Raw genomic sequence first — 14,037 nt, 5'->3', positions numbered from 1 at the left:
CATTACCCGCCGCGTTGCGCAATCCGGGTGCGCACTTTGGCAAGCCTACGTTGGCTGGCGGCCGCGGGGCCGGTTGTCTAGTGTGTGGCACCGTGTCCAGCCAGAGGCATGAAGCTGAGCCGCACGGATATTCGGTTTCCGCCAGGCTCAATTGGCTGCGGGCCGGGGTGCTGGGGGCCAACGACGGGATCGTGTCGGTGGCGGGCATCGTGGTGGGTGTCGCCGCGGCGACCGTGGCACGCGGCCCGATCGTGACCGCGGGAATCGCCGGGCTGACCGCCGGAGCGGTGTCGATGGCGTTGGGCGAATACGTATCGGTGAGCGCCCAGCGCGACACCGAGCAGGCGCTGCTGCGCGAGGAGCGCCGGGAGCTGCATGAGGACCCGGCTGCCGAACTGGACGAACTCGCCGCGCTGTACGAGGCCAAAGGGCTCTCGGCAGCGACCGCGCGCACCGTCGCCGAGGAACTCACCGATCACGATCCGTTAGCCGCGCACGCCGAGGTAGAGCTCGGATTCGACGTCTCGGAGCTGACCAACCCGTGGCAGGCGGCGGTGTCCTCGGCTTTGTCGTTCAGTGTCGGCGCGCTGCTGCCGCTGATCGCGATCGCGCTTTCCCCGATCTCACTGCGGATCCCCGTCACCGTCGCGGGGGTGCTGCTGGCCCTGGTGATCACCGGAATGGTGTCGGCCGGCTTGGGCGGGGCGCCGAAAAGCCGCGCGGTGCTTCGCAATTTCCTCGGCGGAGGATTGGCCCTGGCGATCACCTACCTGATCGGCCACCTGGTCGGCGCGGTAGTCACCTAGCCGACGGCGCGGTCGGCGCCTTCCCAGAAGGGTGCCCGCACCGCCTTCTTGTCCGGCTTGCCCAGCCCGGTCACCGGCAGCGAGTCGACGACGACGACCCGCTTGGGTGACTGCACCGAGCCCTTGCGGTCTTTGACCGCGGCCTGGATCTCGGCGGTCATCGTGGCGATCGCGGCCTCGTCGCGCGGCGCGTCGGGGCGCAGCACCACCACCGCGGTGACGGCTTCGCCCCACTTCTCGTCCGGCGCCCCGACCACGCACACCTGCGCCACGGCCGGATGCTCGGCGACGACGTCCTCGACCTCGCGGGGGAACACGTTGAAGCCGCCGGTGACGATCATGTCTTTGACCCGGTCGACGATGTAGTAGAAGCCGTCTTCGTCCTCGCGGGCCAGGTCGCCGGTGTGCAGCCAGCCGTCTTTGAAGGTCTGCGCCGTCGCGTCCGGCAGATTCCAGTAACCGCCGGCCAAAAGCGGCCCGCTGACGCAGATTTCGCCGACCTCACCCTGTTTGACCGGTTGCCCGTCGAGGTCGAGCAGCGCGGTCCTGCAAAACAGCGTCGGGCGTCCGCACGAGGTGAGCCGCTTCTCGTCGTGGTCGCCCTTGCCCAGGTAGGTGATGGCCATCGGCGCCTCGGACTGCCCGTAGTTCTGGGCGAAGATCTTCCCGAACCGGCGGATCGCCTCGGCCAGGCGCACCGGATTGATTGCCGAGGCGCCGTAGTACACGGTCTCCAGCGACGACAGGTCACGGGTGTGCGAATCGGGGTGGTCCAACAGGGCGTACAGCATCGAGGGCACCACGAAGGTGGCGGTAATCCGTTTTTCCTCAATGGTTTTCAACATCTCGCCGGGGTCGAACCTGGGCAGCACGTGCATTTCGCCGCCCTTGACCAGCGTCGGCAGGAAGTAGGCGGCTCCGGCGTGCGAGAGCGGAGTGACCATCAAAAACTTCGGCCGTTGCGGCCACTCCCATTCCGCGAGCTGGATCATCGTCATGGTGGCGATCGACGCCGCGGTACCCATCACGCCTTTGGGTTTGCCGGTCGTCCCGCCGGTGTAGGTCAGGCCGATGATCTGGTCGGGTGGAAGGTCGGCGGCCACCAGCGGTTGCGGGGGGTATTTCTCCGCCTCGGCCGACACGTCGGTGGCGACCTGCGCCAGGGGCTCGGGCACCGGCCCGATCGTGAGGATCTGCTTGAGTCCGTCCACCCGGTCCAGCAGCGCCAGCGCGCGTTCCACGAACATCGGGGTGGGGTCGATGATCAGCGAGCTGATGCCCGCGTCGGAGAGCACGTAGGCGTGGTCGTCGAGCGACCCCAGCGGATGCAGCGCGGTGCGCCGGTAGCCCCGGGTCTGCCCGGCGCCGATGATCATCAGCACCTCGGGCCGGTTGAGCGACAGCAGACCGACCGACGCTCCGGTGCCGGCTCCGAGCGCCTCGAACGCCTGGATGTACTGGCTGATCCGCTCGGCCAGCTGCCCGCCGGTCAGCGTGGTGTCGCCGAGGTGCAGCACCGGTTTGTCGCGGTGGCGTTTGAGGGCGCCGACCAGCAGGTGCCCGTTGTGGGAGGGATTGCGCAGGAGCTCGTCACTCATGGGGCTAAGACTAGAACGTGTTGCAGTTCGAGTCAGCCCGACCCGTGGCGGTCCTGCGGATCACTACCATCCGTGCTCATGGCTGCCGCAGATCTCGTCATCACCGGGACGGTGCTGACCGTCGATGCCACCCGGCCCACGGCCGAGGCGCTCGCGGTAGCCGACGGCCGCATTGTCGCCGTGGGCACCCGCTCCGAGATCGCGGGCCACGTCGGCGACCGGACCGCGACCGTCGATCTTGGCGACGGCTGCGTCATGCCGGGATTCGTTGAGGCGCATGGTCACCCGTTGATGGAGGCGCTGGCGTTGTCGGACCGGATCGTGGACATCCGTCCGGTGACCGTGCCCCACGCTGACGACGTCGTCGCAGCCGTACGCCGCGAGGTCGCCCGGCGGGGACCGGACGGCGCCTACCTGAACGGCTGGGATCCGCTGCTGCAGCAGGGGCTCCCGCAGCCGACGCTGGACTGGCTGAACGACATCGCCCCGGACGACCCGCTGGTGATCGTGCACAACTCCGGTCACCGGGCCTACTTCAATTCGGTCGCAGCCGAGCGCGCCGGGCTGGGCCGCCACACCGCCGACCCCCAGGGTGCCCGGTACGGACGCGGCGCCCACGGCGAACTCGACGGCACCGCCGAGGAGATCGCCGCGGTGTTCCCGCTGCTGGGGGCGGCCCTCGACCCGGGCAGGTATCCGACGCTGCTGGACGCGGAATGCGCCCGGCTCAACCGCGCCGGGCTGACCACCTGCTCGGAGATGGCGTTCGACCCGGCCTTTCGGCCGCTTCTCGACCGCTCCCGCGACGGCCTGACGGTGCGGCTGCGGACCTACGAGGTGTCCAACCCGCAGCTGTGCACCTCCGCGACGCCGGGGGAGGGCGACGACCTGGTGCGCCAGCTCGGCATCAAGATCTGGGTGGACGGCTCGCCGTGGGTCGGCAACATCGCGCTGTCGTTCCCCTATCTGGACACCGCCGCGACCCGCACGATCGGCGCCGCGGGATCCTGCGGGCACGCCAATTACACCCGCGAGCAGCTGGCCGAGATCGTCGGCGCCTATTTCCCGCTGGGCTGGCAGCTGGCCTGCCACGTACACGGCGACGCCGGGGTGGACACTATCCTCGACGTGTACGAGGAAGCGCTGCGCCGCCACCCGCGCGCCGATCACCGGTTGCGGCTCGAACACGTCGGCGCCATCCGGCCCGACCAGCTGCGCCGCGCCGCCGGTCTCGGCGTCACCTGCAGCATCTTCGTCGACCAGATCCACTACTGGGGCGACCTGCTCGTCGACGGGCTGTTCGGCGAGGAACGCGGATCCCGCTGGATGCCGGCGGGCTCCGCGGTCGCCGCCGGCATGCGCATCTCGCTGCACAACGATCCGCCGGTCACCCCCGAAGAGCCGCTGCGCAACATCAGTGTGGCGGTCACCCGCACCGCGCCCAGCGGCCGGGTGCTGGGGCCCGAGGAGCGGTTGACGGTGGATCAGGCGATCCGGGCGCAGACTCTGGACGCCGCCTGGCAGCTGTTCGCCGACGACGTGATCGGCTCGCTGGAGATCGGGAAATACGCCGACCTAGTGGTGCTCTCGGCCGATCCGCGCACCGTGCCGCCCGAGCAGATCGCCGACCTGCAGGTCCGCGCGACGTTTCTGGCGGGCCGCCGAGTCGACCGCCCGTGACTGCCCCTTCGTTGCCCGGCCTCGACGACGTGCTGGACCGGCTGCACGTGGTGCGGCTGCCGATGCGGGTGCGCTTCCGCGGCATCACCAGCCGTGAGCTGGCGCTGATCGACGGCCCCGCCGGGTGGGGCGAGTTCGGCGCGTTCGTCGAGTACGGCCCGGCCGAAGCCGCGGCGTGGCTGGCCTCGGCCCTCGAAGCCGCCTACCGGCCGCTGCCGCCGGCCCGCCGGGACCGCATCCCGGTCAACGCCACCGTTCCCGCCGTCGCGCCCGCTCAGGTGCCCGAGGTGCTGGCCCGTTTTCCGGGTGCGCGCACCGCCAAGGTCAAGGTCGCCGAGCCGGGGCAGACCCTGGCCGACGACGTCGCCCGCGTCGAGGCGGTCCGCGCGCAGATCCCGACCGTGCGGGTCGACGCCAACGGCGGCTGGACCGTCACCCAGGCCGAGCAGGCCGTCGCCGCGCTGAGCGCGGCCGGGCCGCTGGAATACATCGAGCAACCCTGCGCCACCGTCGACGAGCTCGCCGAGCTGCGCCGCCGCATCGACACCCCGGTCGCCGCCGACGAAAGCATCCGCAAGGCCGACGACCCGCTGCGCGTCGCGCGTGCCGGGGCCGCCGACGTCGCCGTGCTCAAAGTCGCGCCGCTCGGCGGCGTCGCCGCGCTGCTGCAGGTCGCCGCCCGGATCGGGATCCCGGTCGTGGTCTCCAGCGCGCTGGATTCGGCGGTGGGCATCGCCGCCGGGTTGCGCGCGGCCGCCGCGCTACCGGATCTGCGGCACGCCTGCGGACTGGCGACCGGCGGGCTGTTCGCCGACGACGTCGCGCCACCGGCCGTCCCCGTCGACGGCGACCTGCCGGTCGCTGTGGTGACGCCGGATCCGGCGCGGTTGCAGGCGCTGGCCGCGCCGCCGGAGCGCCGGCGCTGGTGGATCGACCGGGTCAGCGCCTGCCACCGGGTGCTGGGGCAGAAGCCGACAGGCCCGCGGCCCCGCTGAGCCGATCTGGCGTAGCGTCACCGACATGACGACACAGACCGTACCCACCGACGAAAGCACCGAGGAATTCGTCGCGCGGATGGGCGGCGCGATCGACGGGGCCTGCCTGGCGCTGTTGGCCAGCATCGGCCACCAGACCGGCCTGTTCGACGTCCTCGCCGGCTTGCCGCCGGCGACCAGCGCCCAGATCGCCGAGGCGGCCGGGCTGCACGAGCGCTACGTGCGCGAATGGCTGGGCGGCGCGGCCGCGGGCGGTATCGTCGAGTACCGGCCCGCCGAGCAGACGTACTTTCTGCCGCGCCACCGCGCCGCCGTGCTGACCCGGTCCGCGGGCACCAAGAACCTGGCCCGAATGGCGACGATGATCCCGATGATGGGCGAGGTGGAGCAGAAGATCATCGGCTGCTTCCGCAACGGCGGCGGCCTGCCTTACAGCGAATACCCCCGGTTTCACGCGATGATGGCCGAAGAAAGCGGTGCGGTCTTCGACGCGGCGCTGGTCGACGTGATCCTGCCGTTGGTCGAGGGGCTGCCGGAACGGTTGCGTGCCGGCGCCGAGGTGGCCGACTTCGCCTGCGGCAGCGGGCACGCCGTCAACGTCATGGCGCAGGCATTCCCGGCGAGCCGGTTCACCGGTGTGGACATCTCCGAGGAAGCGGTGGCGGCCGCGGTCGCAGAGGCCCGGCGGCTCGGCCTGACGAACGCGCATTTCGAGCGCCACGATCTGGCCACGCTCGACATCGTCGACGCCTACGACGTGGTCACGGTGTTCGACGCGATCCACGACCAGGCCCAGCCCGCGCGGGTGCTGGCCAACATCTACCGCGCGCTGCGGCCCGGCGGTGTCTTCTTGATGGCCGACGTCAAGGCGTCCAGTTGTCTCGAGGACAACATCGGCGTCCCGTTCGCTCCGTTCCTCTACACGATCTCCACGATGCACTGCATGACGGTCTCGCTGGCCTACGACGGCGCGGGGCTGGGTACGGCGTGGGGCCGGCAGTTGGCCACCGCGATGCTGGCCGACGCCGGATTCACCGACCTGCGGGTCGCCGAGATCGAGGAGGATCCGCGTGACCTGTACTACATCGCCCGCAAGGAGCCGCGCCCGTGATCGCCCGGGCTCGCCGGAGAGGCGGCCCGCTGAAATCCCGAAAGCCATTACCTCCGGTACCGGATACGACGTAGACTACCTCCCGGCGCTGAGTCGGGTCCGCGGTCCACGGATCTGAGCGGAGGTCCCGGTGAGAAATCCGAAGCTGTGCACGCTGGGCGTCGCCGTGCTGGCCGCGACCGTGGCGCTGGGCCATCGCGGAGAACCGTTCCCTGGCGGCGTCGCGCTGGCCGACGCCGTCGAGGACATCATGGGCGGCACGACGTTGCCCGACCCCACCTACCCGACCCTCAGCTACATCGACGGCGTCCAAACCCTCTACCTCGGCGGTGAAACTTCCGACTACGTCGGTGTCGTCACGCCCGAGGAGTTCTGCCCGGTGGTGTGCTTCCCCGGCCCTCCGCAGTTCCCGCCGTCGTGGAGCAGCATGACCTTCGGCCAGTCGCTGGACACCGGAGTCGCGAACCTGCTGACCGGCTACCAGCCGATCGTAAACTCCGTCGGCCAAAGCTTCGACGGCCTGCTCGCGCAACTGAACGCCGGTCAGCCCGTCACCGTGTTCGGCTACTCGCAGAGCGCCACCCTGACCACCATCGCGCTGGACCGGCTCGTCGACAACCCGACGGGCACCGGCCTGACCTCACCCTCCGAGCTGGCCGAGCTGCACTACACGCTGATCGGCGACCCCAACAACCCGATCGGCGGAATGCTGGACCGCTTCCAGTTCCCCGACGGCATCGAGGCGTTCAGCCTGACCCCCACCGGGCAGCACATCCCGTTCCTGAACATCCCGATGAGCATCGCCCCCACCCCGACCGACGACCTCGGCGCGAGCGCCGTCTACACCGGTGAATACGACGGTTGGGCGGATTTCCCGCAGGATCCGACCAACATCCTCGGCGACATCAACGCGGTGATCGGGATCGGCACCGTGCACCCCACCTACCCGTATCTTGATCTGGCAACCGTCAAAGCCGCCGTCGACATCGGCACGATCGGCAACACGACCTTCTACGACATCCCCGAGAACCTGCCGATTCTGCAGTTCATGTACCTCGGCGACACCACCGCCGGGCAATTCTTCGGCGATTTCTTCTCGCCGTGGGCGAGGTTGCTCATCGACTGGGGCTACGGAAACGCCGGCGACCCCTACGTCGACGGTTACCACCCGATCTCCCCGGAGGTCGGCGGCAGCCCCTACGAGGCGTCCATCGGCTGGGCGGGCGGCCCGTGGGCGGAGACCCCGCTCGGCACGGTGTATGCGGGGTCCGGGTGGACCGGCGGCGTCGACGGCGCCGGGATCGCCGGGTTGGTCGAGAAGATGGACCCGCTGCAGATGCTCGCCGGGGTGGACAACGCGCTTGTTCAGAGCCTCGTCGCGCCCTGGGCGGACGTGGCCGCCGGCGACAGCGCCACGCTGCCGGCCGGCGTCGAGACCGCCGTCACCGACATCAGCCAAACGTTGTACTTCGTCACCGGCTACGACCTGATCAACGGCCTGGACACCGTTCTGCTCAGCGGGTGGAGCGACCTGGCGAACCTCATTGGCGGTCTGAACCAGTACCTCGGCCCGGACGCCCTGCTCGACGGGCCGCTGATCCCCGGGCAGCCGATCATCGATGTGGTCGGGTTGGGCTTCGACGTGTTCAACTTCTTCGGGGCCTGAGCGGCGCCGCAGCCGCGTCCGGGTGAGTCCGGGCCGGACTTCACCTCGGGGGCCGACGGCGGGTCGCGTAGGTTCTCATTGCGTGATCGACCTTGCATACGAGGACCAGGGAACCGGGGAGCCGGTGGTGTTCATCGCGGGCCGGGGTGGCGCCGGACGCGGCTGGCATGTGCAGCAGGTGCCCGCCTTTCTGGCCGCCGGATACCGGACCATCACGTTCGACAACCGAGGGATCGGCGCCACCGCGGACGCCGACGGTTTCACCACCGAAACCATGGTTGCCGACACGGCGGCGCTGATCGAAACCCTGGGGGCGGCGCCGGCGCGGATCGTCGCCATGTCGATGGGTGCCTACATCGCCCAGGAGCTCATGCTGGCCAGGCCCGATCTGGTCAGCTCCGCGGTGCTGATGGCCACCCGGGGGCGCCTGGACCGCGCCCGCACGTTCTTCTACACCGCCGAGACCGCGCTGGCCGCGGCCGGCGTCGAGCTGCCGGTCGAATACGAAGCGAAGGTGCGCCTGCTGGAAAACTTCTCCCCCAAGACGCTGAACGACGACCAGATCGTGGACGACTGGATCGCCATGTTCACCACGTGGCCGATCAAGCCCACCCCGGGCTTGCGCTGCCAGCTCGAAGTCGGGCCGGCCACCAGCCGGCTGGCCGCGTACCGCAACATCCGCCAACCGGTGCTGGTGATCGGCTTCGCCGACGACGTGTTGACCCCGCCGCACCTGTGCCGCGAGGTTGCCGAAGCGTTGCCCAACGGTCGCTACCTGCAGATCGCCGATGCCGGTCATCTGGGGTTTCTGGAGCGCGGGGCGGCCGTCAACGCCGCGGCGCTGCAGTTTTTCGCCGACACCTGGGGATAGATAGCCTGGACGGGTGAATCCCTCCACGGCACAGGCCCGGGTCGTGGTCGACGAGTTGATCCGGGGCGGGGTCCGCGACGTGGTGTTGTGCCCGGGGTCGCGCAACGCGCCGCTGGCGTTCGCGCTGGCCGACGCCGACCGCGATGGCCGGCTGCGGCTGCACGTGCGTATCGACGAGCGCACCGCCGGCTATCTGGCGATCGGGCTGGCGATCGGCGCCGGCGCACCGGTGTGCGTCGCGATGACGTCGGGCACCGCGGTGGCCAACCTGGGGCCGGCGGTGGTGGAGGCCAACTACGCCCGGGTGCCGCTGATCGTGCTGTCGGCCAACCGGCCCTACGAGCTGCTGGGTACCGGCGCCAACCAGACCATGGAGCAGCTGGGCTACTTCGGCTCCCAGGTCCGCGCCGCGATCAGCCTGGGGCTGGCCGAGGACGCCCCCGAGCGCATGGACGCCCTCAACGCAACCTGGCGGTCGGCCACCTGCCGGGTGCTGGCGGCCGCTACCGGCGCCCGCACCGCCAACGCCGGGCCGGTTCAGTTCGACATCCCGCTGCGCGAACCGCTGGTGCCCGACCCCGACAGCTCCGGCGCCACCACGCCGCCGGGGCGCCCCGGCGGCCTGCCCTGGACGTTCGCTCCGCCGGTGAGCTTCGACCAGCCGCTGGAGATCGACCTGAGCGCCGACACCGTCGTCATCGCCGGCCACGGCGCCGGCGTCCACCCCAACCTGGCGGCGCTGCCGACGGTCGCCGAGCCCACCGCGCCGCCGGCGGCCAACCCGCTGCACCCGCTGGCGCTGCCGCTGCTGCGCCCGCAGCAGGTGATCATGCTGGGCCGGCCCACCCTGCACCGTCCGGTGTCGGCGCTGCTGGCCGACCCCACGGTCCCGGTCTACGCGCTGACCACCGGGCCGCGCTGGCCCGACGTGTCGGGCAACTCGCAGGCCACCGGCACTCGCGCGGTGCCCACCGGCGAGCCCCGCGCAGCCTGGCTGCGCCGCTGCGCCGAGCTGCACCGGCACGCGCTCGAGGCGGTGCGCGGCCAGCTGGCCGCGCATCCGCTGACCACGGGTTTGCACGTGGCCGCCGCGGTCGCCGACGCGCTGCGCCCCGGCGACCAGCTGGTGCTGGGAGCCTCTAACCCGGTGCGTGACGCGGCGCTGGTCGGGCTCAACCCGCAGGGCATCGCGGTGCGTTCCAACCGCGGCGTCGCCGGCATCGACGGCACGGTGTCCACCGCGATCGGCGCCGCCTTGGCCTTCGAAAGGTCCCGGGAGCGCGCGGCCGGCGGCCGCACCGTCGCACTGATCGGCGATCTGACCTTCGTGCACGACAGCTCCGGGCTGCTGATCGGCCCCACCGAGCCGGTGCCGCGGCACCTGAGCATCGTGGTGTCCAACGACAACGGCGGCGGCATCTTCGAACTGCTCGAACAGGGCGATCCGCGGTTTTCCGACGTGTCCGCACGCATCTTCGGCACCCCGCACGACGTCGACGTCGGCGCGTTGTGCCGCGCCTATCACGTGGAGAATCGCCAGATCGAGGTCGATGAACTCCGCGACGCTCTCGACGAGCCGGGGATGCAGGTGCTCGAGGTCAAGGCCGACCGCTCGTCGCTGCGCCAACTGCACGCCGCCATCAAGGCCGCGCTGTGAGGTGGCCCAAAGCCGCCGTGCGCATCCTGGTGCACGGCCGCCTGGATCCGGCTCCGGATACCCGCGCCCGCCGCATCCTGCGCTGGACGCGGATCGGCGTGCTGGTCGTGGCCGGGTTGGTCACGGTGCAGTCGGTGTTTTTGCTGGCGGGCGCCTGGCGCAACGACCTGTCGATCCAACGCAACATGGGCGTGGCCCAGGCCGAGGTGCTCAGCGCCGGACCGCGGCGCTCCACGATCGAGTTCGTCACCCCGGACCGGGTCACCTACCGTCCCGAACTCGGTGTGCTCTATCCCTCTGAATTGGCCACCGGGATGCGGATCTACGTCGAATACGACAAGCTCAACCCCAACCTGGTGCGGGTGCAGCACCGCACTGCCGCGCTGGCGATCATCCCGGCCGGGTCGATCGCGGTGATCGGCTGGCTGGTCGCCGTCGCCGTGCTGGTCGTGCTGGCCCTGGTGGAGCGACACCTGGACCGCCACCCTGCAGGCACGGCGCGGCAACCGGCGTCGTGACGGTCAGCGCGGCGAATTTGCCCCTCGTATGCCTGTCGGCAACCTCGGCGACAGGCGCTGCGGGCACCCTGAGAGGGTGCGGGTAGCCATCGTCGCGGAGTCCTTCCTCCCCAACGTCAACGGCGTCAGCCATTCGGTGATTCGCGTCCTCGAGCACCTGCGGCGAACGGGTCACGAAGCACTCGTCGTCGCCCCCGACAACCCGCCGGGCCGGCCCCGCGCCGAGCGGATCCACGACGGTATCCGGGTGCACCGGGTGCCGTCGCGGATGTTCCCCAAGGTGACGTCGCTGCCGCTGGGTGTGCCGATGCCCCGGATGCTGCGGGTGCTGCGCGGGTTCGACCCCGACGTGGTGCATCTGGCCTCACCGGCGCTGCTGGGCTACGGCGGAGTATGGGCCGCACGGCGCCTCGGGGTGCCGGCGGTTGCGGTATTTCAAACCGACGTCGCGGGTTTCGCCGCCGCCTACGGCATTCCGGCGGCTTCACGTGCGGTGTGGGTGTGGACCCGCCACCTGCACGGCCTGGTCGACCGCACCCTGGCGCCCTCCACCTGGGCAATAGAAATGCTTGCGGCACATCGTGTTCCGCGGGTCTACCGGTGGTCCCGCGGCGTCGACGTGACCGGTTTCGCGCCGTCGGCCCGCGACGAGGCGTTGCGCCGGCAGTGGTCGCCGCACGGCAAGCCGATCGTGGGCTTCGTCGGCCGGCTGGCGCCGGAGAAGCATGTGGAGCGGCTGGCCGTGCTGGCCCGCAACGACGCGATCCAGCTGGTCGTCGTCGGCGACGGGGTCGACCGGGCCAAACTGCAATCGAGTTTGCCGACAGCGATTTTCACCGGGGCGCGCTACGGCGACGAGCTCGCCAGGGCCTACGCGAGCATGGACGTGTTTGTGCATCCCGGCGAGCACGAGACGTTTTGCCAAACCGTGCAGGAAGCGCTCGCGTCGGGAGTGCCGGTGATCGCCCCCGACGCGGGCGGCCCGCGTGACCTGGTCAGCCCCATGCACACCGGGCTGCTGTTGCCGGTCGAGGAGTTCGAGTCCCGGCTGCCGGCCGCGGTCGACCATCTCATCGACCAGCGGGCGCGCTATTCGGCGGCGGCCCGCCGCAGCGTCGTGCATCGATCCTGGCCGGTGATCTGCGACGAGCTGCTGGGCCACTACGAGGCGGTGCTGGGGAGCCGGCGCCGGGCAGTCGCGTAGTCTGTGTAGCGTCGGTACGGTGATCCGTGCGCGCCTGGACAAGGATCCGCGTGCGGTGGCGTCGATGTTCGACGGTGTCGCCCGCCGCTACGACCTGACCAACACCGTGTTGTCGCTGGGCCGGGACCGCTCCTGGCGCCGCGCCACCCGGTCCGCGCTGGGCCCGGCGCCCGGTGAGAAGGTGCTGGACCTGGCCGCCGGCACCGCGGTGTCGACGGCGGAGCTGGCGAAGTCGGGGGCATGGTGTGTGGCGGCGGACTTTTCGCTGGGGATGCTGACCGCGGGTCGTGGCCGGGACGTGCCCAAAGTCGCCGCCGACGCCACCCGGTTGCCGTTCGCGGACGCCGTGTTCGACGCGGTGACGATCAGCTTCGGGCTGCGCAATATCGCCGAGCGCACGGCGGCGTTGCGGGAGATGGCCCGTGTCACCCGCAGTGGCGGCCGGTTGGTGGTCTGCGAATTCGCCACACCCGCCAATGCGCTGTTGGCCACCGTGTACAAGGAGTATCTGATGCAGGCGCTGCCGCGGCTGGCCGCCGTGGTGTCGAGCAACCCCGAGGCCTATATCTACCTGGCCGAGTCGATCCGCGCCTGGCCGGGCCAGGCGGAGCTGGCGCGCGAGATCGCGGGCGCCGGGTGGTCGGCGGTGCGCTGGCGCAACCTGACCGGCGGCATCGTCGCGGTGCACACGGCGCGCAAGCCGGTCAGCTGAACGGCTTGCGCCGGTCGGCCAGCCGGGAGACCAGCCCGCTGCCACGCCAGGCCCGCGCCACCCAGTCCGCGTCCTCGTCGGTGACCAGATTGCCCATCACCCGCACGGCGATGCTCATTAGCCGCGTCGAACGCATCGCCGCCGGCCCGACCGCCGGCAAAAACCGCGGGAACGTCAGCAGCAACGCCAGCCGGCGCGCCACCGAGAACCCGCGCCCGTAGTGCGATTGCAGCACCGCGGGCCACGTCTGCGACAGGTCGCCGGAGCCCAGCACCTCGGCCGCGAGCCGTCCGGTTTCCAGCGCGTAGTCGATGCCTTCGCCGTTGAGCGGATTGACACAGGCCGCGGCGTCGCCGATCAGCATCCAGTTCGGCCCGGCCACCCCCGACACCGCGCCGCCCATCGGCAGCAGCGCCGACGACACCGCCCGCGGCCGGCCGACGAACCCCCATTCGTCGCGGCGCAGATCAGCGTAATAGCCCATCAGCGGCCGCAGCGCCAGGTCGGCGGGCCGCCTGGTGGTGGACAACGCGCCCACGCCGATGTTCACCTCGCCGTTGCCCAGCGGGAAGATCCATCCGTAGCCGGGCAGCACCGCGCCGTCGGGGGACCGCAGTTCCAGATGCGAGGTCAGCCACGGCTCGCCGCTGCGCGGCGTGGCCAGGTACCCGCGGGCGGCGATCCCGTACACGGTCTGCCGATGCCAGCGCCGGCCCAGAGTTCGGCCCAGCGGCGAGCGGGCCCCGTCGGCGACGATCAGCTCCCGGCAGGAGACCTCGGTGCCGTCGGCCAGCACCACCGATGCCAGCCGACGAGCCGAATCATGCAGCACACCAACGACTTTCAGGCCGAGCAGCATCCGCGCGCCGGCATCCTCGGCGACTTTGCGGATCCGATCGTCGAGTTCGACACGGGCCACCGCGCTGCCGGTCGACGGGAACGACGGGCCCGGCCAGTCGACCTGCACCTCACCGCCGAATCCGCTCATCCGTAGCCCCCGATGCCGAATCCGGGTGTCCAGCCAGCGGCTCAGGCCGAGCAGTTCGAGTTCGGCGACCGCGCGCGGGGTCAGCCCGTCGCCGCAGGCCTTGTCCCGGGGAAAGCCCGCCGCGTCGATAACCAGCACGTCGCGGCCCGCGCGGGCGGCCCAGGCCGCCGCCGCCGACCCCGCCGGTCCGGCCCCCACGACCACCACGTCGGCGCTGCTGTGCATGCCCAC

12 protein-coding genes are annotated in these 14,037 nt (G+C 70.9%); 10 read left to right on the top strand and 2 right to left on the bottom strand.

The features are described from left to right. The first annotated feature begins 92 nt into the window (after positions 1–92). On the top strand, positions 93–806 hold the full coding sequence (locus F6Q13_RS00805; RefSeq protein ID WP_293050856.1) for a VIT family protein: 714 nt from the start codon (positions 93–95) through the stop codon (positions 804–806). Here the strand turns inward: F6Q13_RS00805 and fadD8 are convergent. Next, on the bottom strand, positions 803–2,404 hold the full coding sequence (gene fadD8 / locus F6Q13_RS00800) for a fatty-acid--CoA ligase FadD8 (RefSeq protein WP_293050854.1): 1,602 nt from the start codon (positions 2,402–2,404) through the stop codon (positions 803–805). The genes F6Q13_RS00805 and fadD8 overlap by 4 nt on opposite strands. 78 nt (positions 2,405–2,482) lie before the next feature. On the opposite strand from fadD8, the gene F6Q13_RS00795 reads away from it, so the two are divergent. From F6Q13_RS00795 to F6Q13_RS00755, 9 genes are all read left to right on the top strand, one after another. After that, a complete protein-coding gene (locus tag F6Q13_RS00795) occupies positions 2,483–4,084 on the top strand; it encodes an amidohydrolase (RefSeq protein ID WP_293050852.1) in 1,602 nt (533 codons plus the stop codon). An 11-nt stretch (positions 4,085–4,095) separates the two neighbouring features. Then, positions 4,096–5,079, top strand: coding sequence for an o-succinylbenzoate synthase (locus F6Q13_RS00790; RefSeq protein WP_293051007.1), 984 nt, complete (start codon positions 4,096–4,098; stop codon positions 5,077–5,079). A gap of 25 nt (positions 5,080–5,104) precedes the next feature. Beyond that, positions 5,105–6,190, top strand: coding sequence for a class I SAM-dependent methyltransferase (locus F6Q13_RS00785; RefSeq protein ID WP_293050850.1), 1,086 nt, complete (start codon positions 5,105–5,107; stop codon positions 6,188–6,190). Positions 6,191–6,320: 130 nt separating this feature from the next. Continuing rightward, positions 6,321–7,856 carry a PE-PPE domain-containing protein gene (locus F6Q13_RS00780; protein WP_293050848.1) on the top strand — a complete coding sequence of 512 codons (1,536 nt, stop codon included), beginning with the start codon at positions 6,321–6,323 and terminating at the stop codon, positions 7,854–7,856. An 82-nt stretch (positions 7,857–7,938) separates the two neighbouring features. Continuing rightward, positions 7,939–8,727 carry an alpha/beta hydrolase gene (locus tag F6Q13_RS00775; RefSeq protein ID WP_293050846.1) on the top strand — a complete coding sequence of 263 codons (789 nt, stop codon included), beginning with the start codon at positions 7,939–7,941 and terminating at the stop codon, positions 8,725–8,727. Between the two features lie 13 nt (positions 8,728–8,740). Next, positions 8,741–10,384, top strand: a complete 1,644-nt coding sequence (gene menD, locus F6Q13_RS00770; protein WP_293050844.1) for a 2-succinyl-5-enolpyruvyl-6-hydroxy-3-cyclohexene-1-carboxylic-acid synthase — start codon at positions 8,741–8,743, stop codon at positions 10,382–10,384. After that, positions 10,381–10,902, top strand: a complete 522-nt coding sequence (locus F6Q13_RS00765) for a DUF3592 domain-containing protein (RefSeq protein WP_293050842.1) — start codon at positions 10,381–10,383, stop codon at positions 10,900–10,902. Before menD ends, F6Q13_RS00765 begins: the two co-directional genes overlap by 4 nt. A 76-nt stretch (positions 10,903–10,978) precedes the next feature. Further along, a complete protein-coding gene (locus F6Q13_RS00760; protein WP_293050840.1) occupies positions 10,979–12,106 on the top strand; it encodes a glycosyltransferase family 1 protein in 1,128 nt (375 codons plus the stop codon). Between the two features lie 19 nt (positions 12,107–12,125). Then, positions 12,126–12,818: a demethylmenaquinone methyltransferase gene (locus tag F6Q13_RS00755; RefSeq protein WP_293050838.1), complete on the top strand. Its 693-nt coding sequence runs from the start codon at positions 12,126–12,128 to the stop codon at positions 12,816–12,818. Here F6Q13_RS00755 and menJ read toward each other — a convergent pair. Beyond that, positions 12,811–14,037: a menaquinone reductase gene (gene menJ / locus F6Q13_RS00750; protein WP_293050836.1), complete on the bottom strand. Its 1,227-nt coding sequence runs from the start codon at positions 14,035–14,037 to the stop codon at positions 12,811–12,813. The genes F6Q13_RS00755 and menJ overlap by 8 nt on opposite strands.

The sequence above is a fragment of the Mycobacterium sp. genome (genome assembly GCF_008709575.1).
GTDB lineage: Bacteria > Actinomycetota > Actinomycetes > Mycobacteriales > Mycobacteriaceae > Mycobacterium.
Note: the sequence above shows the minus strand (reverse complement) of the source record. Positions and strands in the feature narration are given on the sequence as shown.